This window comes from Nostoc sp., assembly GCF_036917275.1.
GTDB lineage: Bacteria > Cyanobacteriota > Cyanobacteriia > Cyanobacteriales > Nostocaceae > Nostoc.
Map to the genome: position 1 here is coordinate 12,451 of NZ_JBALDF010000032.1, position 20,600 is coordinate 33,050.

At 42.3% G+C, this 20,600-nt stretch carries 14 protein-coding genes; 9 read left to right on the plus strand and 5 right to left on the minus strand.

Annotated elements, in window-relative coordinates:
- The first annotated feature begins 414 nt into the window (after nucleotides 1–414).
- Nucleotides 415–2,934, plus strand: a complete 2,520-nt coding sequence (gene priA, locus V7K35_RS11305) for a primosomal protein N' (protein WP_335078972.1) — start codon at nucleotides 415–417, stop codon at nucleotides 2,932–2,934.
- An 89-nt stretch (nucleotides 2,935–3,023) separates the two neighbouring features.
- Here the strand turns inward: priA and V7K35_RS11310 are convergent, their stop codons facing one another.
- Both V7K35_RS11310 and V7K35_RS11315 read right to left on the minus strand, forming a co-directional pair.
- Nucleotides 3,024–3,698, minus strand: coding sequence for a response regulator transcription factor (locus tag V7K35_RS11310; RefSeq protein WP_335078974.1), 675 nt, complete (start codon nucleotides 3,696–3,698; stop codon nucleotides 3,024–3,026).
- A 49-nt stretch (nucleotides 3,699–3,747) separates the two neighbouring features.
- Complete coding sequence (locus tag V7K35_RS11315) at nucleotides 3,748–4,851, minus strand: sensor histidine kinase (RefSeq protein WP_442939715.1); 1,104 nt, start codon at nucleotides 4,849–4,851, stop codon at nucleotides 3,748–3,750.
- A 571-nt stretch (nucleotides 4,852–5,422) separates the two neighbouring features.
- Here V7K35_RS11315 and kdpA point away from each other — a divergent pair.
- The 5 genes from kdpA (at nucleotide 5,423) to V7K35_RS11340 (ending at nucleotide 11,945) form a co-directional block, all read left to right on the plus strand.
- Nucleotides 5,423–7,108 carry a potassium-transporting ATPase subunit KdpA gene (gene kdpA / locus V7K35_RS11320; protein WP_335078978.1) on the plus strand — a complete coding sequence of 562 codons (1,686 nt, stop codon included), beginning with the start codon at nucleotides 5,423–5,425 and terminating at the stop codon, nucleotides 7,106–7,108.
- Nucleotides 7,109–7,128: 20 nt separating this feature from the next.
- Nucleotides 7,129–7,311 carry a hypothetical protein gene (locus V7K35_RS11325; protein WP_335078980.1) on the plus strand — a complete coding sequence of 61 codons (183 nt, stop codon included), beginning with the start codon at nucleotides 7,129–7,131 and terminating at the stop codon, nucleotides 7,309–7,311.
- A gap of 198 nt (nucleotides 7,312–7,509) precedes the next feature.
- A complete protein-coding gene (kdpB, locus tag V7K35_RS11330) occupies nucleotides 7,510–9,615 on the plus strand; it encodes a potassium-transporting ATPase subunit KdpB (RefSeq protein WP_335079620.1) in 2,106 nt (701 codons plus the stop codon).
- 446 nt (nucleotides 9,616–10,061) lie between these two features.
- A complete protein-coding gene (kdpC, locus tag V7K35_RS11335) occupies nucleotides 10,062–10,664 on the plus strand; it encodes a K(+)-transporting ATPase subunit C (RefSeq protein ID WP_335078982.1) in 603 nt (200 codons plus the stop codon).
- Between the two features lie 72 nt (nucleotides 10,665–10,736).
- On the plus strand, nucleotides 10,737–11,945 hold the full coding sequence (locus V7K35_RS11340) for a universal stress protein (RefSeq protein WP_335078984.1): 1,209 nt from the start codon (nucleotides 10,737–10,739) through the stop codon (nucleotides 11,943–11,945).
- Between the two features lie 4 nt (nucleotides 11,946–11,949).
- On the opposite strand, the gene V7K35_RS11345 is transcribed toward V7K35_RS11340, so the two are convergent.
- From V7K35_RS11345 to V7K35_RS11355, 3 genes are all read right to left on the minus strand, one after another.
- Nucleotides 11,950–13,449, minus strand: a complete 1,500-nt coding sequence (locus V7K35_RS11345) for a carotenoid oxygenase family protein (RefSeq protein ID WP_335078986.1) — start codon at nucleotides 13,447–13,449, stop codon at nucleotides 11,950–11,952.
- A 94-nt stretch (nucleotides 13,450–13,543) separates the two neighbouring features.
- The gene (locus V7K35_RS11350) at nucleotides 13,544–14,956 is read right to left on the minus strand and encodes a folate/biopterin family MFS transporter (protein WP_335078988.1); all 1,413 of its coding nucleotides are present in this window, start codon (nucleotides 14,954–14,956) and stop codon (nucleotides 13,544–13,546) included.
- 637 nt (nucleotides 14,957–15,593) lie between these two features.
- On the minus strand, nucleotides 15,594–16,397 hold the full coding sequence (locus V7K35_RS11355; protein WP_335078990.1) for an Npun_F0296 family exosortase-dependent surface protein: 804 nt from the start codon (nucleotides 16,395–16,397) through the stop codon (nucleotides 15,594–15,596).
- 720 nt (nucleotides 16,398–17,117) lie between these two features.
- Here V7K35_RS11355 and V7K35_RS11360 point away from each other — a divergent pair.
- From V7K35_RS11360 to V7K35_RS11370, 3 genes are all read left to right on the plus strand, one after another.
- Nucleotides 17,118–18,362 (plus strand): anhydro-N-acetylmuramic acid kinase, encoded by a 1,245-nt coding sequence (locus V7K35_RS11360; protein ID WP_335078992.1) that lies wholly within the window; start codon nucleotides 17,118–17,120, stop codon nucleotides 18,360–18,362.
- Between the two features lie 115 nt (nucleotides 18,363–18,477).
- A complete protein-coding gene (locus V7K35_RS11365) occupies nucleotides 18,478–18,924 on the plus strand; it encodes a hypothetical protein (protein ID WP_273762642.1) in 447 nt (148 codons plus the stop codon).
- 190 nt (nucleotides 18,925–19,114) lie between these two features.
- Nucleotides 19,115–20,128, plus strand: coding sequence for a glycosyltransferase family 2 protein (locus tag V7K35_RS11370; RefSeq protein WP_335078994.1), 1,014 nt, complete (start codon nucleotides 19,115–19,117; stop codon nucleotides 20,126–20,128).
- Nucleotides 20,129–20,600 lie beyond the last annotated feature (472 nt).

A 20,600-nucleotide genomic window follows, 5' to 3' on the forward strand; every position in this document is an offset into this window, starting at 1 on the left:
ATGTATTCCCGATTCAAGTTACCCAGATGATACAAATTACAATAATGGGAGCTTAAATGGGAGCCTATTTTCTGGATGTTCTTACTTGTATAAAAGCATCTCATATGCAGAAAGGCTTGAATATCTATCGATAGGCGGAAAAACGCTACTCCCTATTTAGTAGTTGAAGTAACTTTTGTAGACTTAGCCGAGATGCTTTTATTTGTAGAGCAGGCACCAAATATTTATTGCACGTATAGAAGAGACAAAATTGTCTAGTAGATTACATAAGAGGAAACTTATCAAGTATTATGAAGGATAACAGTATTGAGAAATACAATTTATGTCTAATAAAGTAAAAAAATAAAGTTTAATGAGCCAGGTTAATTGTGAATAGCTATGTGAGTAAAAAGTTTAACTATAAAGTCAGAAACTATGTATATTAATGACGTAAATTTATCTCATGTGGTGGTGGCTGAACCTGGGGAATCGTATCAGTTAAGTGCAGCTGTTAATCGGTGGGTTGAGGTATTGGTAGACTGTCCAGGAGCCTCAATGAAATTAGAGAAAGGGGAGAAACTGTATCCGTATCGATTACCTGCCAAGTTAGAAGTAAAACCAGGGGATATTTTGAGTGTGCCATTTGGTTCTCAACAGGTGGGAGGGGTAGCTATTCGTATATTGGCAAAACCCCCAGCAGATTTAGCACCAGAAAAAATCCGGGAAGTAGAAGATGTGATTCAGAGGGATTTCATCGGAGATAGTTACTTTACTCTGCTGGAACGGGTATCAAAGTATTATTACACACAACTAATTCAGGTGATACGTATAGCGTTGCCGCCGGGATTATTGGGGCGATCGCAGCATCGCATTCGGCTCAAGCGAGAAAATATTCCCAATGGTGCAATAGAATTCCTTGGTTCAGCCGCAGCTCGTCAAATTCTCAAAATTTTGCAATCTCAAGTTGATGGGGACTACAGTTTCAAATTCCTCAAACGCCAGATTCAAGGATTTGACTATGGAAAGAAGCAATTACTAGAACGCAATTGGGCAGAAAGTTATGTGGAATTACTTAGATATTCTCAACCCCAGACAAAACCAGTAGTCACGTTAGTTGCCGATGGATCTTACATTGATCTAAACAAGCGTCAACGGGAAATTTTAAAAGTGCTACGGGATTGTGGTGGCGAGTTGTGGCTAAATGAGTTCCTACAGATTTGTAAGACAACTACCCCTACCCTAAAAGGGTTAGAAGAAAAGGGCTGTATCGTCATCGAAGAACGGGAAGTATTGCGAAGGGAACAAGGCCCAGCATTAGATAAAGATCAACCAAAGTCATTAAATGCAGCCCAAGCTAGCGCCCTGGCGACAATCCAGACTCTAGATGGATTTGCTCAAGTTTTGTTGCATGGAGTGACAGGTTCGGGAAAAACGGAAGTATATTTGCAAGCGATCGCCCCTTTACTCAATCAAGGCAAATCCGCCCTTGTCTTAGTCCCAGAAATTGGACTTACACCCCAGCTAACTGACCGTTTTCGCGCCCGCTTTGGCAATAAAGTCAACGTTTATCACAGCGCCCTTTCCGACGGCGAACGTTACGACACTTGGCGACAAATGCTCACTGGAGAACCTCAAGTTGTGATTGGTACTCGTAGCGCCGTTTTTGCCCCTTTGCCCAACTTGGGTTTAATTATTTTAGATGAAGAACACGACAGCAGCTTTAAGCAAGACTCTCCCATACCCACCTACCACGCTCGCACCGTCGCCCAGTGGCGAGCAGAGTTAGAAAATTGTCCCTTGCTATTAGGTTCCGCTACCCCTTCGTTAGAAAGTTGGGTAAGCGTCAGGAGCCAGGAGGAAGGAGCTAGGAGTTATTACTTAAGTTTGCCCGAACGCATAAACTCCCGCCCTCTACCGCCAGTGGAAATAGTCGATATGCGGCAAGAGTTGCAGCAGGGAAATCGTTCTATATTTAGTAGATCATTGCAAGAAGCTTTGCAACAGTTACAAGAAAGAAAACAACAGGGGATTTTATTTATCCATCGCCGGGGACACAGTACTTTTGTATCGTGCCGCAGTTGTGGATATGTGTTGGAATGTCCTTACTGTGATGTGTCCCTGGCGTATCACCACACCGAAGAAAAAGCGCCGGAATTATTGCGTTGTCATTATTGTAACTATGGGCGATCGCATCCAAAATTTTGCCCTGATTGTAGTTCCCCTTATCTAAAATTCTTCGGTAGCGGTACTCAACGAGTAACGCAGGAATTAGCGCGACAGTTCCCAGAGTTGCGCTTGATTCGTTTTGATAGCGATACCACTCGCAACAAAGGTTCACACCGAACCCTACTTACCCAATTTGCCAACGGGGAAGCAGATTTATTAGTAGGAACGCAAATGCTCACCAAAGGTTTGGATTTACCGCAGGTGACACTTGTGGGTGTTGTCGCCGCCGATGGATTGCTAAATTTATCAGACTATCGCGCCAGTGAACGGGCATTTCAAACCTTGACTCAGGTAGCTGGACGTGCTGGTAGAGGTGATGATCGAGGTAGGGTAATTGTACAAACTTATACTACAGAGCATCAGGTAATTGCAGCAGTGCGATCGCACGATTATCACTCTTTCTCCCAAGCTGAATTAGAACAACGGCAAGCCCTCAATTATCCGCCATACGGGCGGTTAATTTTGTTGCGCTTAAGTAGTCTTGATCCGATTCAAGTGCAAAATACCGCGCAAATTATCGCCACAACCTTGAGTACAGAAGAAGAATTCGAGATATTGGGGCCAGCACCAGCAAGTATTTTACGGGTAGCTAATCGTTATCGCTGGCAGATATTGATTAAATTTGCTCCCGATGCATTACCACAATTGCCAGATTGGGAAGAAGTGCGAGATATATGTCCCCAATCTGTTAGCTTAACGATAGATGTAGACCCATTAAATATTATGTAATTTTATTGGGGTTAAAAATTAATAAATCCAGTTTATCTAGATCAGCACTGACGCAAAAAGGTAGTGAAAGCAAAGTTTGAATGTTTAATTTAATTAATCAAAAATTCTGCTGCTACCAATCCTTTCTGGATAGCTAAAACTGCGGCTTGAGTGCGATCGCGTACTTCTAGTTTCTGCAAAATAGCATGGACATGCACCCGTACTGTACCAGGGGCAATGTAGAGAATGTCGGCAATTTCTTGATTGCTTTTACCAGCTGCCACCAGTGCCAAAATTTCTTGCTCTCGCTTCGTTAAGGGATTTTCTAAGGATTCCTCAGTTTTTGCAGGCAGTATCGCCGTAAAGTTTCCCTCAAAAGCTGCTCTAATTTCTGTTGTTGCCGTTTGATCCCACCAAGAAGCCCCTGCTGCAACCGATCGCACCGCCAATATCAGAGATTCAGCAGGAATACCTTTGAGACAGTAACCTTGCGCCCCGGCAGCAATTAACCGCGAAATCAGGGGTTTTTCAGAACGAGATGTTAAAACAAGAATTGGTAAATTTGGGTGCTTCTGCTTGATTTGACGACAAGCTTCAATCCCGCCAATGCCTGGTAAACCTACATCCAGTAAGACCAAATCCAGGGGATAGCTATTTGCTAATTCTACAGCTTGTTCCCCATCTTCTGCTTCTGCGACAATCTCCAAACTAGTTTCTTGTTGCAACCTCATCCGCAGACCAAGCCGAAACAATTCATCATCTTCAACGAGTAGGATTTTTGTCATTTGTTATTTGTGATTGGTTATTTCTCTCCTACTTCCCTCGCCCCACTCCTCATCTCCCTGGTGGTGGACAAGCTGGGAGTCGGAAACCAAACAGTGCGCCTCGTGGTGAGCGATTCTCTGCCCAAATTGTACCGCCATGAGCAGCTATAATTTGCCTGGTCAAATAAAGCCCTAGTCCAGATCCAAAGACGTGGCGATCGCTATGTCCTTGATAAAATCTCTCAAATAAGTGGGGTAACTCTTCTTCGGTAATGCCGGAACCAGTATCGAGTATTTTTACCACTTGATCGCTAGAATAACCTTCAAATACTACTTCCACTTTACCGCCACGAGGGGTATGATTAATGCCATTACTCAGGAGATTTGTAAAGACTCGCCCTAGTTGCAAAGGATCACCATTTACCCAAAGAAAGCTCCGAAAATCTGATTCCCCATAGTGCAGAGAAATATAAACCTGACGTGTTCTCGCTAGTTCAGTCAAGGTAGCGATGATCTCCTCCGCCACTGTCACCAAGTTAACAGGTGATATTTGTAGTTTCAGCCCTTCGGCATCATTGCGATACACATCTAAAAGAGTTTGGACTAATTGCAGTGTACTTTGATGACTACGAGCCATTGTTTGTAGGACTTTTGCTTGCATTGGTGTAACTTCACCAAATTGCTCATTTTGAAAATATTTCAGCGTTTCAATTGCTCCTAATAGGGGTGTTTTCAAATCATGCGTTAGGGTAGAAATAAAATCTTCACGCATGGTAGCTAATTGTTCTTGAGAGCGTAATTGTGCTTGCGTATAAGCGATCGCTTCTTCATTGCGGTGGTTGCGATCGCTTAACCAACCCGTTACCAGCAATGCCAATACTGCAATCAATCTATTTGCCAACGTTGGGGGATTAATTATTTCTCCTCCTGGGACAAACAAATTCAACAATGTTAATCCTGTCGCTGCAAGAGTGATCCCCAATACTGCTGCCCGATTCAATCGAGAATCTGCTAACAAAATTGTCCCTGTGTAGAGGTAGCCAAATACGTACTCAGGTGGTGTCAAATATTCCAAACCTATTACTATAGCAAAGGCGATCGCTATTAGCCCATATGTCTCCCTCCGCTTATTTATAGCTTCTTTCATAGTCAATAATCGCCTTAATATTGTCATTTATGATTTACTAAAAAATTGTGATTATACAATCTGTATAACTATTTAATTTACCAATTATGATTTATCTGCAATCTATATCTGCAAATGCCAAGCTGAGAATTAATCCTAAAATTAGGATTATCCTGATGCAATAAAGGAGATTGATACCGCAAGGCGGAAGTCACTCATTCAAAAGTCATAAGTCAAAATGAATACAGCGTAAGCGTTTCGTTGATTTGGAATTGGTGGCTTATTTATGCCGGACTCTACTAGGTAGTTACTCACAAGGAGCAGAGTATGTACCCCAATCTTGCCAATCCCTAATCCCATTAATAAAAGCCAAGATAATTTTATATTATTTGAAAGTAGCAAACTTTGAAAATGTATTGTATAAACAAATAGTCCTAATTAGTGAGAGCGATGAATTAACCGGAAAATTTAAATAATCTTAACAAAAAGTTTAACAAGTATCTGGAAAAGACTAAGAACCGAAAATAGTAAATCCCTCAAAATGAAATACCCCAACAGTTAATCTTTTATTTCTAATAATTGGCTTGCTAGCACTTAAATTTAATTTAGCGCGAAATATATGGGACAAGGTTTTTTGCAAATTGGCTTAACGCTATGTATCGTCATCGCAATCACTCCGCTATTCGGTAGATACATAGCGCGTGTCTTTTTGGGAGAAAGAACACTGCTTGATTTTTTAATGAACCCAATAGAGCGAAGTATGTTCGTACTAGCGGGTGTCCGCAGGAAAGATGACATGACAGGTTGGGAGTATATCCGGGCTGTACTGTGCAGCAACCTGATTATGGGTATTTCAGTGTATTTGCTGATATATTTTCAGAGACTCTTGCCGTGGAATCCTAACGGCTTCGGTGCGCCCAATTGGGATGTATTACTGCACACAACCATTTCCTTTGTGACGAATACCGACCAGCAACACTATGCAGGTGAGACAACGTTAAGTTATTTTAGCCAGGTAGCGGCTTTAGGCTTTTTGATGTTCACCTCAGCAGCCACCGGTTTATCTGTGGGAATTGCCTTTATTCGCGGGTTGACGGGTAGAAGACTGGGAAACTTTTACGTCGATCTCGTCCGTGGAATTACGCGAATATTGCTGCCGATTTCGATTATTGGAGCGATCGCCTTGCTTGTAGTAGGTGTACCACAAACATTAGCTGGGACTCTGGATGTGAGAACCTTAGAAGGCGGGACGCAATATCTTGCCAGAGGCCCGGTAGCATCCTTTGAAATGATCAAACTTTTGGGCGACAACGGCGGTGGCTTTTTTGGCGTAAACTCAGCCCATCCCTTTGAAAATCCCAATGGCGCTTCTAACTTAATAGAAATGCTTGCCATGATTTCTATACCAGCAGCCTTGATTTATACTTACGGTATATTTGCCAACAACATCAAACAAGCTTGGCTACTTTTTTGGATGGTGTTTGTGATTTTTGTAGTTCTGGTGGGAGTGACAGCCGTTGGAGAACTACAAGGTAATCCCCTTGTTAATAATGCCTTTGGATTAGAACAGCCCAATTTAGAGGGGAAAGAAGTTCGGTTTGGCTGGGCACAAACGGCATTCTGGGCAGTTATGACTACAGCTACTATGTCTGGTGCTGTGAACGGGATGCACGATTCTTTAATGCCGCAAGGAATATTTTCGATTCTCTTCAACTTGTTTATTCAAGTTATCTGGGGTGGTCAAGGAACTGGAACGGCTTACCTATTCATTTACTTAATTCTCACAGTGTTCCTAACTGGACTAATGGCAGGACGCACCCCAGAGTTTTTAGGACGCAAAATTGAAAAGCCAGAAATCGTCCTCGCTGGTGTGGTGCTGTTGATTCACCCAATTGTAATTTTGATTCCCAGTGCGATCGCCTTGGCTTATCCCATCTCCCTGTCTGGAATTAGCAATACTGGTTATCACGGCATTTCTCAAGTAGTTTATGAATACGCCTCAGCAGCAGCAAATAATGGCTCCGGCTTAGAGGGGTTGAAAGATAACACCCTGTGGTGGAATTTGAGTACTTTAGTTAGCTTAATAGGAGGACGCTATATTCCGATGATTGCCATCTTACTGTTAGCTGACGGGATGTCTCGCAAACAACAAGTACAAGAAACCCCTGCTACTTTGAGAACTGATTCTCTGGTATTTACTGGTATCACTGCTGGAGTGACATTGGTTTTGGGAGTGTTGACTTTCTTTCCCGTTCTGGCGTTAGGCCCCATAGCTGAGGGTTTGAAACTAGCATCTGGCAATTAGAAAATTTATGAGTTATAAGTTTGGAATTAAGAGAATACCAAAAAATAAATAAATTATCCGATTTCGTAGGGGAGCCAGTGCGTTGCGGTGAGTCCAGCGCTGTAGGCGAGTGGCTTTCCCGTTGGGAGGTTCCCGACGCAAGAGTAGCACAGCGTAAAGCCTACGGCATGGCTTCGCTTAAAGCGACTGTGCGTAGCGTCTGACTCGCTAACGCTGCGCTATCTGTTGTAGCAACTGGTGTTGTGTTAGCGATTGCGTAACGCACCTTACAGGTTGGATCTATTTTTTATTGAAAATTCCTAATAACTGCTAACTCCTAACTCTTGTACAGACCCGATTAATCGCGTTCCTAACTCTTGTACAGACCCGATTAATCGCGTTCTTAACTCTTAACTTTATTTATAAATCAAGTGGCAACTAACTTCAAAGCTAGACGCCCAAATTCGCGTGCTGGCGATCGCCGCCAAGCACGTAAAAAGGCGAAGATAAGTACTAAGTGGCTGTACTTAAGCGCAATTAAAGATGCTTTTGTCAAGCTCAACCCTAAGTATGCAATCAAAAACCCAGTGATGTTTGTGGTTTGGGTGGGGACAATCATCACCCTATTGCTAACAATTGATCCCAACCTATTTGGCCCAGCCCTCCAAAAGAACCCGCAACTTTTTAACGGCTTGTTGTCGGGGATTTTATTCTTTACAGTTTGGTTTGCCAATTTTGCCGAAGCCTTGGCCCAAGGGCGGGGTAAAGCTCAAGCCGATGCTTTGCGATCAACGAAATCAGAGACGATAACTAAAAAACTTGCTCCCGATGGCACACTTAGTGAAGTTCCATCCACCAGCCTGAAACAGAGCGATACCATTTACGTCGTTGCTGGCGATATCATTCCCGCCGATGGCGAAGTAATTATGGGTGTTGCCTCTGTGGATGAATCGGCAATTACTGGGGAATCGGCACCAGTATTGAAAGAATCAGGCTCCGACGTAACTAGTTCCGTTACTGGTGGGACGCGGATTATCTCAGATGAACTAATTATCCGCATCACATCTGACCCAGGCAAAGGCTTTATTGACCGGATGATTGCCTTGGTGGAAGGGGCAGAACGCAGCAAAACACCCAATGAAATTGCCCTGACAGTATTGCTGGCAGTTCTGAGCTTAGTATTTTTGTTAGTCGTGGTAACCTTGCCCGCACTTGCTTACTATGTCAACAGTCCAGTCAGCGTGCCAATTTTGATTGCTTTGTTAGTAGCATTAATTCCGACAACGATTGGCGGCTTACTAAGTACCATCGGCATTGCTGGTATGGATCGAGTTGCCCAATTTAACGTCATTGCCATTTCTGGACGAGCAGTCGAAGCCTGTGGAGATGTCACCACTTTAGTGCTGGATAAGACAGGTACAATTACCCTCGGCAACCGTTTGGCGGAAGATTTTATCCCAATTAACGGTCATTCAGTGTCGGAAATTGCTAATGTTGCGTGGGCGGCTAGTGTCTTTGACAATACACCAGAAGGTAAATCGATTGTTCGATTGGCAGAAAAGCTAGGGGCACAGTTTGATTTTGACTCCAGTCAAGCAGAAGGAGTTGATTTTTCCGCCGAAACCCGCATGAGTGGCACCAACTTGCCTGGAGGGCATGAGGCCAGGAAGGGAGCAGTAGAAGCCATTAAAGGATTTGTCCGTTTCTACAACGAACGCGATAGCGCAGAACTGGATGCTACCTACGAACGAGTTTCTCGCCTGGGAGGTACACCCCTAGCAGTCAGCCTAGATAACGAAATCTATGGGGTTATTTATCTCAAAGATATAGTTAAACCTGGTATCCGCGATCGCTTTGAGCAATTGCGACGGATGGGAGTGCGTACCATCATGCTAACTGGAGACAACCGAATTACAGCTTCTGTGATTGCCAAAGAAGCTGGAGTAGATGACTTCATCGCCGAAGCCACACCAGAAGACAAAATCAGCGTCATTAAAAAGGAACAAGCAGCACGTAAACTGGTTGCCATGACGGGAGATGGAACCAACGATGCTCCAGCATTAGCCCAAGCTAACGTTGGTGTTGCGATGAATACAGGAACACAAGCTGCAAAAGAAGCCGCCAACATGGTCGATTTGGACTCCGATCCCACAAAGCTGCTCGATATCATTAGCATTGGTAAACAATTGCTAATTACTCGCGGGGCATTGACTACATTTTCTATCGCTAATGATATTGCTAAATACTTTGCGATTATCCCAATGATATTTGTCGCTGCTAACCTGCAAAGCCTGAATATTATGAATTTGACTAGCCCTAAGTCTGCTGTACTATCAGCGCTGATTTACAACGCTTTGATTATTCCAGCTTTGATTCCCTTGGCATTGCAGGGTGTGCGGTTTAGACCTCTAACAGCTAATCAGCTAATGCAACGTAATATCTTAATTTATGGCTTAGGTGGGTTGATTGCGCCATTTATCGCCATAAAATTGATAGATATACTGATTACAATTGTGGGCTTGGCTTAAGGACAAGAAAAGTAGAGATGCTCCCAAACAAGCGCATCTTACTAAGGTAAGATAATAAACATTTGACCTTTTTTATTTTTACTTTTACCTATTCAGGTGGGGAACAAAAAGAATATGAATAAACAGGTCGATGTTTGGGAGAAGTTTCTGCCAATGAATCTGATACAGGCGATGTCCTTTGTTTGGTCGCAATGGCATAAACAATACTTACCAAAGAAGACGCAAAGAGTGGAGGACGCACTGATGCGGCGCTATAGACTGATTCACCATGTCTGTTTGTCTGCGTGTCTTCTCAACACTCGCTATTTTTATCCTGCTGTGCTTGAATGTGGTAATTGCCCCAGTTGTTTACGTTGTTGCTGACAGCACCTTGAAACGTCCTTCTGCTTGGGTAAAAGAATTAAAAATTAAAAATAAAATATTAGCAGCAATTGGAAAACTTTATTATGGCTATTATTCGAGAAACCATCAGAGCAATTTTCATCACTCTAATGCTTTGGTTGTTGACTGCAATCATCTATCCTCTGATAATCCTTGTAGTCGGTCAAGTTTTTTTGCCATATCAAGCGAATGGCAGCATCATGCGGAATCTAAATAATCAACCAATTGGTTCAGCTTTGATTGGTCAAGTCTTCACATCTGAGCGATATTTCCATCCTCGTCCCAGTACTGTTAGATATAGCCAAGGCAAAAAAGCCAAGCCAACTGGCATATCTGGAGCCAGCAATCTCGCTGCAAGCAATCCAGAGCTACTGAAGCGGATTCTAGAACAGGCAAATCAATTGCGAGATGAAAATCTTCAACCAATTGCTGATATAATTTATACGTCTGCTTCTGGATTAGATCCGCATATTTCATTAAAAGCAGCTCGGCAGCAATTGACGCGGGTTGCTGGTGCGCGGGGAGTAAAAGAAGATGACATTTTCCGTTTAATTAATAAGTATAGTGATGGCAGATTTTTATGGATTTTTGGCGAACCGGGAGTCAATGTTCTCCGATTGAATTATGCTCTTGACTTGCAAGATTTTAATCGTCAGCAAAATCAATAAACGGGTCATTGGGCATTGGGAAAGCGCCGTTTTCTGATCAAATAGGATTGCCATACAGATACTAAGAATGAAATGTCAGATAATAGTAATACTGCTTCGGCTGGCACAGCACCTTTAAATTCTGCAAGTAACTCTCTTTATCCGGCACGACGGCGGGGTAAGCATAAAATTTTTATTGGCATGGCTCCTGGGGTAGGCAAAACCTACCGGATGTTGGAAGAGGGACACGCACTCAAACAGGAAGGAATTGATGTCGTCGTTGGGCTTTTGGAAACCCACGGACGCAAGGAGACAGCTGAGAAGGCAGAGGGACTGGAAATTATAGCCCGTAAGGAATATCCTCGCGGTGAGTTGACACTAACGGACATGGATACAGATGCTATTTTAAAGCGATGTCTGGCGACAAGCCGCTTTGCGTCTACGCCCCAATTAGTCTTAATCGATGAACTTGCCCATACCAATGTCCCTGATTCTCCACGCGAAAAACGCTACGAAGATGTAGAAGTAATTTTGGCAGCAGGTATTGATGTCTACTCCACAATGAATGTGCAACATTTGGAAAGTCTCAATGACTTAGTAGCCAGAATTACTGGCGTGGTAGTCCGTGAGCGTGTTCCTGACAAGATTCTGGATGACGCAGATGAAATAGTAGTAGTAGATGTCACACCGGAAACACTGCAAGAACGGTTATTAGAAGGGAAGATTTACGCACCCCAAAAAATCCAACAATCCCTCGATAACTTTTTCCAACGCCGTAACCTGATTGCTTTGCGGGAGTTGGCTTTGCGGGAAGTAGCAGACAACGTGGAAGGAAATGCGATTGCGCTTCGCGCACGCTTTGCGAACGCCTCTACTCCCAACGGGCAATTTTGTAATATTCATGAGCGGGTTTTGGTATGTGTATCCACTTATCCCAACTCAGTGCAATTGTTACGTCGGGGTGCAAGGATAGCTAACTACATGAACGCACCGCTTTATACCTTGTTTGTAGCCGATCCAGAACGCTTCCTCACCAAGGAGGAAAGCTTACACATCCACACTTGTGAAAAATTGTGTAAAGAATTTGAAGGTAGTTTTATTCGTGTTACCAACAGTAACGTAGCGAATGCGATCGCCCAAGTCGCCGAAAAATATCGGATTACCCAAATTGTAATCGGAGAGAGTCAGCGATCGCGCTGGCAAATGCTCCTCAAAGGATCTTTGACGCAAAAATTGGTGCGCTTGCTCAAAAATATCGATTTGCATATCATTGCCAGCGAAAAAATGGTTTCACCCAAATAGGGGATCAAATTTCCCCAAAAACCTCAGAAGTAAAGCTTCCATGCAAACCATAGGGGATATGATGCTTGAGATGTAGCCGAGCAATTACTCCTTTATGGAAATCACTGGCATCTAAAATCACTACATCTGAGCGGTGATGAGTAGCATCATAAACTAAAGCTAATATCCAACCATCATCTTCCTTTTCAGAATCTGGGCGTGGGACAAAAATCGGTTCACCTACAAAACCACGGGGTGCAGCACTCCAAAATTGTCTTTCTCCAGACTCTAAATCAATTTTCAGCAATGCTTGTAAGGGAGCATTACCAGTCTCTGCATGAGCCGCACCTATATATAGATATCGATAAGAGCGTCCTACATTCGCTGGATGTATGTTGGCAAATTCACAACAACGGCCATCAATCAATTCCCGCCGGACTGTCCCATCCTTTAGATTCAGACAAAATCGCCAAAGTTGCCCAGGTGAAAGTGCCTCAAAATCAACTTGTCGAAAATCGCTTTTGGGTTCCACTTCTGGTAAATTTTGGTAACAAATGGAGTCAATCAAAACTTCCTCTCCTACCTCAAAAGCATTAACATGATGGAAGACGAAACCCGACTGAGTTTCCAGAATTTTTATCTTTTCTTGCCCTTCTTTAGGGAAGCGGGGAATAATTAGAATTTGAGTTGGCTGATTCGGCTGAAATTTGATACATTCTCCCGCCGCACGTATTCCCAAGGCGAAAGGTATGGGATTAAAGACGACAGGATTCTGAAAGAAGATGCAGTAATTGGCAGTAATAACAAAATCGTGTATGAAACAGAAACCTGGAACCTTATGAGCGTGCTGTCTGATAATTTCACCCGATGGGTTTAGCTCGAAAATAGTAATTGTAGTAGATAATCCCGGCTTAATCGAGAAATTTACCAGGCAAGGTGCGCCCCCATCTTCGTCGCAATCGTTTTCCACGCGGGGATGTGCAGCGAAAGCTTCACTTGCTGACAAAGCACTATTAAAATATTCATTTCCCAGTGTTTCAAGAGTATAAGGATCGAGGCGATATGCTTGAGCCGCTTCCCAGAGTGCTAGCAGTTTACCACCCCAATAGATAATATTTGTATTGGCGATATTTTTGAGTTTTAAGTCGAAGATATTAGCTAGCCAACCGCCAGGTTTTTGAGTACCAAAAGTACCGCGATAGAGAATTTTTCCCGCCTTTTGCTCTGCCAAATAGCCAGTTGTGCGGACAAAGCGGTTGCGAAAATGAGCGCGACCGTTGGTAAAGGTAATTTTGCTAATCATTCCATCCCCATCAAACGGGTGATGAAGAGGTTGCCCATTCACATCTAGCAAACCGGGGCCATTTCTAAATAGCGTCCCTTGTAATTGTCTGGGAATTTGCCCTTCTATATCATCAATCCAATAATCAAACTCTTGGGTGAGAGATTGATATCCTCCTTGCCAGTCTGCACGAGTGTAGGATTTTTCTGTAACTGGGCTTTCTTGACTTTTAAAACTTTGCATGTACTTTATTTTTTATTGTTACTTTGCACTAAAATATATAGCCGCTAATAATTTATTTGCGACTTTGCTACGCCAGTGCGTGAGATTTATTACACTATTCCACTATTTTCGACTCTGGCTCTCTCAGTACCAACTCAGACATCAAATCTGGCAAAAACGGTTTTTCCCCATCTTTGGGTGTCTCAGTTTGATCTTCAGCAGGTAGCCAGTTGATAAATGGTAGGGGCAATAGCGTGCTGAGGTTAGTAATTAACACCAATAGCCAAAGTGACTCAAAGTTCGTTGCAGTGATCCCCAGCCAATACGTGATTAATGCCCCAAATGCCCGAGAAACCGTTCCGGCAGAATTAAACACCGACATTAACAAGGCAAATAATGTCGCTTCCACACCAGAGGGACAAAGCCTTGCTGCTAGAACCATCACTTGCATAAAGGCAATTTGACCCATCACGGAAAGAACAACACTATCACCCAAACTAAACCAGTGGTCATCTATACCCAACCGCCTGTTTGTATGAGTCACCAACAACAGCATCGTCATCCCCAAAATTGACGAAAGGACGGTACTCCAAGCAAAAATCACGCGAAAAGGGATGCTTTTGAGGAAACGTTGAAAAATCCAAACACCTGCGAGAGAAGCGAAACTTGTTACCAAGTGTACCCGCCCCAAAAATTCTGGTTCAAAGTGTAATTCGTTGGTAGAGAAGTAGAAAAAGGCTGAGTCAGCACTTGGCGTAGCTTGCCAGACGAAGATAAACGCCGTTGGTAGCCAAATTGTTTTTTGGGTAATGGCTTGGCGTAGCTGCTTCAGTTGATGTTTGATTGGTAAAGAGTTGGTGTGATCATTATCTTGAGAATCTTTCCTAACGGGGGACTCAGCAATCAACCAAGCTACCCCTGAAACGATGAGAGGAAACAAGGCGGTAATTGCAAAGACAGTACGGGTAGTAAAGTATTGAAGTAGCAGACCGCTAAAGTATGCTGTTATCAAACCTCCGATCGCAGAAGCACCCCAGCACACAGATTGTAGTGAACCGGCTTTCGCTTGCGATTCGCCTCTGGCTCGTTCAACAACCAGTGAGTCAACTATGACATCACTCATGGCGACACTAAGAGAACTAAGAGCGATCGCTAACGTAGCTGCCCAGGTAGTATGAACTATTGTGGCCAGACTTACCCAGGAAGCAGTTCCCAGTATCCCGGATAAAATCAAGTAAGGACGCCTACGATAGCCAAATATAGGCAAGCCATCAGAGATAAAACCAAACACTGGCTTGATCATCCAAGGTAGCAAGACAATTCCGAATAGCGCCGAAACCTGGACTGGACTCAGCAGCAGTTCATCTTTGAGGAAAAAGCTAACGGCTAAACGCGATAGCCCTAAAATTCCTTGGACAAAGTAAACAGTGAGAATTGCAATTAACTCCGCATTGGGTTCATTACCCAAGAAGATTTTTTGTGTTAATGAGTCTTTGACTTTGGACAAGCCAGATGATTGAAGCACCATTCGATAAATATTTTTTAATTTTTATCTACTTTTCTATCATATCGATATCTTAAGACCTGGGCTTTAGGATCAGTTTTTAAGCCTCTGGACTGGGTAATGCCGATATCTCCAAGCTAAAGCAGCAACTTTCTCCAAGTGTTGTAGAGCGGCTGATGAGAAAATAAATGGGAAAGGAATTAGGGCAAACTTACCTAAGTAAGCTTGCCCTAACTTGTATTTAATGTTGACTTTTCATTGGAACTTTTGAAATCCTGCCTACGGCACACTACGCGAAGGTGAAGTCTGGAAGTAGACTATAGAGAAAATCAGGCAAATCTTACTGAGCTAGAATTAGTATCTTTTAAAAAATTGCTTTCCACTTAGCAACTTCTCGTTCTTACGTTTGCAGAGAAACTTGATGATCCAACGCTGGAAGGGTCAAGACTTAGACCAGCACCGCATAAGTCCAGCATCTCTATAATACTTTTCCCAAAAACGACTGCGGTTAGTATACTAATTGCAAAGACAAACGGCATAAAGACTGAAACAAAAAAAACAGTGCTATTAACGTTTCGAGTGACATTCCCTTAATTATGATCAGAAGTGCAGAAGACCCTTAATGTGAGCCAGAAATTGTTTTATTTGCAAGCCGCTACACTTATGACAATTGCAAAACTGACTTTTTATTGACTCGACGAGTCAGGACTGAAGTAGCACCTACCAAACCAATCACAAAAACTCCTAATACAGAAGAAGACTCAGGAACTGCTGCTGTAACGACATTACCGGTGATACTCTTGTAGCTAGTGGCGACTGTATGATTATCTGATTCAAAACCAGTTCCGCCAACATTGCTGAATTGAACCTGATCAAAAGTTCCGCCAACTTCGTAGAAGTTGATGAACGCAAAGGGTTCTCCAGAATCCTGATTTTGGAATGTCGAATTAGGATTACCGTAGTAGCTGGCTTTATTTGGTAGGTTTGCGATATAACTAACCACATCAGCAGTAGTTATACTTTGTACAACCTTACCTTGTGAAAGAAATGTAAGTACGTTATTACTATCTCCCGCAGACCACCAAAGTCCAAAGTAACTTTGTGGGGTTGTCAAATTTAGGGTAGAAACCGTTTGACCATTACCTGATCTACTGCTATCTACATCAAAATATTTGCCTGTTCCACCAGCACCACCATATTGATCTGCATTTACGATCAGAGTCTTCTGATAGCTACCAATATTTGTTGTTCCTTCATTCCATTGAAAGCCTGTTGCACTGTAACCTTGTGTTTGTGCATCAAAATTTTGTATATGAGCATTAACAAGATTTGATAATTGTGCATTTTGCACGCCTGGGTTTTCTATTGATACCGCAAAAGACGCAGCCATTACAGGACGGGTAACAGTAGCTAAGGACAAAACAACACCAGAAGCGATCGCGGACTTAATTAAAAGACTTTTCATTGTTCAATCCTTTTCGTTTTTATCTTTCGTGTTCATAGCCTCATTGTGCGATGTGCTTCCAAATTCCAACATCAGAAGGATTACTACTTTTTCTATTTGATTATACTTAGATTAAAATGTAAGCTCTTGGACTTTATTTAAAGGGGAATCACTGATATTATGTTCTATGATGTCTATCACTTCATGTAAAAAGCGCAAAGTTATCAGTGCTAAATTGTAAAGAAGCTTTATTTATAAAACGTACTATTTTATGATTTGCAGGTAGTTTATATTTTTCTGGTTCTAGATAAAGAAGGTATGAGGGATTGGACTATACCAATCCTTTGAAAACCTATGTTTATACTTTAGCTGAATAGTTTTTCAATTTCATGATCAAGATTACCTTGGTTATTCTTTAAGGTAATTAGATAATCTGCATAATGCTAGAGTGATTAACTTCCTAATTTCTTTCTGACAACTGATTACATAAATTTTTATAATATATATATCTAGATAGTTCTAATACCTTTAATAACTCTGGAATTTTTGTAATTGGAAACGTAATTATTTTTTCTGCTTTAAGGGAATCCCACGTTCTTTGACAGGTAGCCGTTGGCTGCCTCTAACTCCTTCTCTCACAATTCGTCTTTCTCCGTCAACTATGCCACCTTAGTTTTTTTTTGACATGGGTAGTAACATGAATTAAACTACCTCTTGCAATTAACAAAAGAATCTTTATCAATGCATCCAACTGAAGAAGCTGCTGTCCCTACTCGCGTTATAGGTTTAATTAGTGGCACATCTGTAGATGGCATAGACACTGCGTTGGTAGAGATTTCCGGTACAGAATTAGATATCAAAATTGAGTTGCTAGCTGGGGCAACATATCCTTATCCAGCCGAACTCAGAGAAAGAATATTGGCAGTTGGTGCAGGCGTTGCCATCTCAATGGCAGAATTGGCAGAAATAGATGATGCGATCGCTCAAGTCTTTGCCCAAGCTGCCCAAAATATTCAAATTGGTCATCAGCCAGCCACTCTCATTGGCTCCCACGGTCAGACGGTTTTTCATCGACCACCTGGGGGAGCAGGGGAGCAGGGGAGGAGAAAAATCTTAATTTCTGACTTAGCAGGGGCTAAACAACAGCTATCCGCTAACAGCACTCCCTTGGGTTACAGCCTCCAACTAGGGCGCGGTGCATTAATTGCCAATCTTACAGGCATTACAACTGTGAGTAACTTCCGCGTTGCTGATATCGCTATTGGTGGTCATGGTGCGCCTCTTGTGCCCAGAGTAGATGCCTATTTGCTCAGTCATCCTGAAGAAGGGCGTTGTATTCAAAACATTGGTGGTATTGGTAATGTTGCTTATATTCCGCCTCAGCATGGCGACTGGCTCTCAAAAATTCGCGCTTGGGATACTGGCCCAGGAAATAGTCTGTTGGATCTGGGAGTAGAGCATTTAAGCGCTGGTGCTAAAACTTACGATGAAGATGGCAATTGGGCAGCGAGTGGTACTCCTTGTCAGCCGTTGGTAGAACAATGGCTCAACCAAGACTATTTTCATCTGCCGCCACCCAAATCTACTGGTCGAGAGTTATTTGGTGTGACTTACCTACATCAGTGTTTAAAAGATGCCCAAGCATACCAACTTAATGCTGCCGACGTACTGGCAACTCTCACGGAACTTACAGCTGCTTCAATTGTTCAGAGTTACCGCACTTTTTTACCAGAAATGCCACAACGGGTACTATTATGTGGCGGTGGTAGTCGCAACCTCTATTTGAAACAAAGATTACAGTTATTATTGACATCAATACCAGTCTGGACTACAGATGAAGTCGGTTTGAGTGCAGATTTTAAAGAAGCGATCGCGTTTGCGATTTTAGCCTACTGGCGAAATTTGGGTATTCCTGGCAACCTACCTACTGCCACTGGGGCACCTCAAGAAGTGCTTTTGGGAGAAATTCACAAAGGTCAGTCCTGAGTCCTGAGACAGGAACAATAAATAAGATAAAAAATTTCTTCATTCAGCACTCGCAACTCAACACTGCTATAACTGTAGTCTTGGCGACACTCGATCAAGGCAGGGAATATAGAATGTGGCTCATACTTTTTTATTGGAACCAGGACGCTGGGCAATGCAAGGAAATTGGCTGGAACGTAATGGTATGCCAATCAGCGTCAAGGGTATGACCTTGGTAGCTTGGAATCGAGATAACTGGTTCACTATGGCTACAAAGCTGATATTCCCAGGTAGCGATCGCTCCGAAATCTCTCTGCAATACAAGGGGCGGCTGCATGATGGAGAGCGTCAGTATACTTTTTTACTACAACATAATATTTTGGGGCAGGTTGAAGGTGAAGGCTGGATTGGTTTAGATACTATTGTGCAGCGTTACTGGGTACTAGGCGATCGTCAGCGTCGTAGTGGCTTTGAAACCCTCCACCGGATTTCGGAAGATACATATTACCTCAGTAGTGGCATCTTGGCTGGTCATTTTTTGACTAACACAATGGAAGCTAGCCTAGAGCGTCAGTCAACTTAAACGCTTTATGCTTAGGCTGGAAGCCCACTGCTCAAACAACTCTGGCAACGTTCAATGTCTCATATCTGACCTTAAGGAGTGATCGTTTATTTTCACCAACCTACTGAGTTGTATACTAAAAAAGTAGTTATCAAATTATTGTCAGGATTTTAGCATTTTTACCGAACCGTGTAGTCTGGAGTTGAGTTTCGTGAATCCTAAAGTATCTGTCATTATCCCTTCTTATAATACTGAAGCTTATATTGCCAAGGCAATAGAGTCAGCCTTAGAGCAAACGCTCACTGATATTGAAGTTATCGTGGTCGATGATGGTTCAAGTGATAAAACTGTAGAAGTCCTTAAAAGTTTTACTGACCAACGTCTCAAAGTAATAGTTAATCAACAAAACCTTGGGGTTTCTGCTGCGCGTAATCGTGCCCTCAGAGCAGCCCAAGGAGAATGGATTGCTGTTCTTGATTCAGATGACTGGTATGCTCCCGAAAGATTAGAAAAGCTTGTGTTGCTGGCAGAGGAAACAAATGCAGACATGATTGCTGACGATCCTTATTTAATCAAAGATGGTGCTACATCTCCTTGGAGTACATTGATTCAAGAAAGTGGAGAACATATAGATAAAATTCTCCAAATTGATCTCATTTATTTTGTGGAAACTGATATCTATGGAAAAGCCGGGTTGCGTCTTGGTTTAAGCAAGCCTATATTCAAACGAGAATTTATGGTTAAGCACGGCATTGAGTACGATGAAACCCTTAGCATAGCTGAAGACTTTTGGCTTGATCTGAAATGCTTAATCAATGGCGCTCGCTTTTTTATTGTGCCAGAACCCTATTATTTCTACCGCTCACGCCCTATTTCTCTTGTACGTCAAAGCATATTGTTACGTCTAAATCAATACATAAGTGCTACTAATTCTTTCATGCAACAAGAAGTTGTGAAAAAAAATCCAGCTTTAATGCGTGCTCTGTCTTCTAATCTTGCAGTTTATCAGAAAAATCTAGCTTACTTTCAAGTTGTAGTGCCTATAAAGCAAGGAAAATGGTTAACAGCATTAAGAAGAATGGGAGAAAACCCCTACTTTTTTCCTGATTTTCTTTCCCGATTTAACACTATTATCGAACGTCGAATTCAATACTATGTGAGGGGTAATAAATCAGTTTATGACATGTCTTATAACCTAAATAAAAAACGAAAAGCTACCAATTAGTATTAGTACAGTTTTATCAAGAAATAATACATCCTTAGAGGATGGTTTAAAAGGGTCTTTTCCTCTCCTAGTTAGGACAGCAAAGTATCTCAGCATATGGCTAAAACCTTGATTTATCGTCGAAGTTAACTTAAGTCATAATAGCCAAATTATACTTATCGGGACTTTTAAAACATTCTTTTACATAGTTTAGAATCAGCCTTAAGGTTAAAAACCTGATCAGGCAATAAGTATTTGTGATTATCCCTACTTAGAAAGCAAAGGCAGATGACAGTCTTATTGAAGGTAAAAGGAAACTACTAATCAAGCAAAACTTTAGTTGTGGATCATTGCTCACTAAAATAAAAGTTATAAATCCTAATAGACTAGAGCATTGTTTGCAAGACATCAGGGCTTGGATCTGATAAAATCTGCCCAGCAGGGCTTCATGTCATCTCATCAGGCTTTATTTATATTTAAAACTCCGCACTCA

Coding starts and splice junctions, on each gene's coding strand:
- kdpA (WP_335078978.1), top strand. CDS start 5,423: ATGGGACAAGGTTTTTTGCAAATTGGCTTAACGCTATGTATCGTCATC.
- V7K35_RS11360 (WP_335078992.1), top strand. CDS start 17,118: ATGCATCCAACTGAAGAAGCTGCTGTCCCTACTCGCGTTATAGGTTTA.
- V7K35_RS11310 (WP_335078974.1), bottom strand. CDS start 3,698: ATGACAAAAATCCTACTCGTTGAAGATGATGAATTGTTTCGGCTTGGT.
- priA (WP_335078972.1), top strand. CDS start 415: ATGTATATTAATGACGTAAATTTATCTCATGTGGTGGTGGCTGAACCT.
- kdpC (WP_335078982.1), top strand. CDS start 10,062: ATGGCTATTATTCGAGAAACCATCAGAGCAATTTTCATCACTCTAATG.
- V7K35_RS11355 (WP_335078990.1), bottom strand. CDS start 16,397: ATGAAAAGTCTTTTAATTAAGTCCGCGATCGCTTCTGGTGTTGTTTTG.
- V7K35_RS11345 (WP_335078986.1), bottom strand. CDS start 13,449: ATGCAAAGTTTTAAAAGTCAAGAAAGCCCAGTTACAGAAAAATCCTAC.
- V7K35_RS11340 (WP_335078984.1), top strand. CDS start 10,737: ATGTCAGATAATAGTAATACTGCTTCGGCTGGCACAGCACCTTTAAAT.
- V7K35_RS11350 (WP_335078988.1), bottom strand. CDS start 14,956: ATGGTGCTTCAATCATCTGGCTTGTCCAAAGTCAAAGACTCATTAACA.
- V7K35_RS11315 (WP_442939715.1), bottom strand. CDS start 4,851: ATGACAATATTAAGGCGATTATTGACTATGAAAGAAGCTATAAATAAG.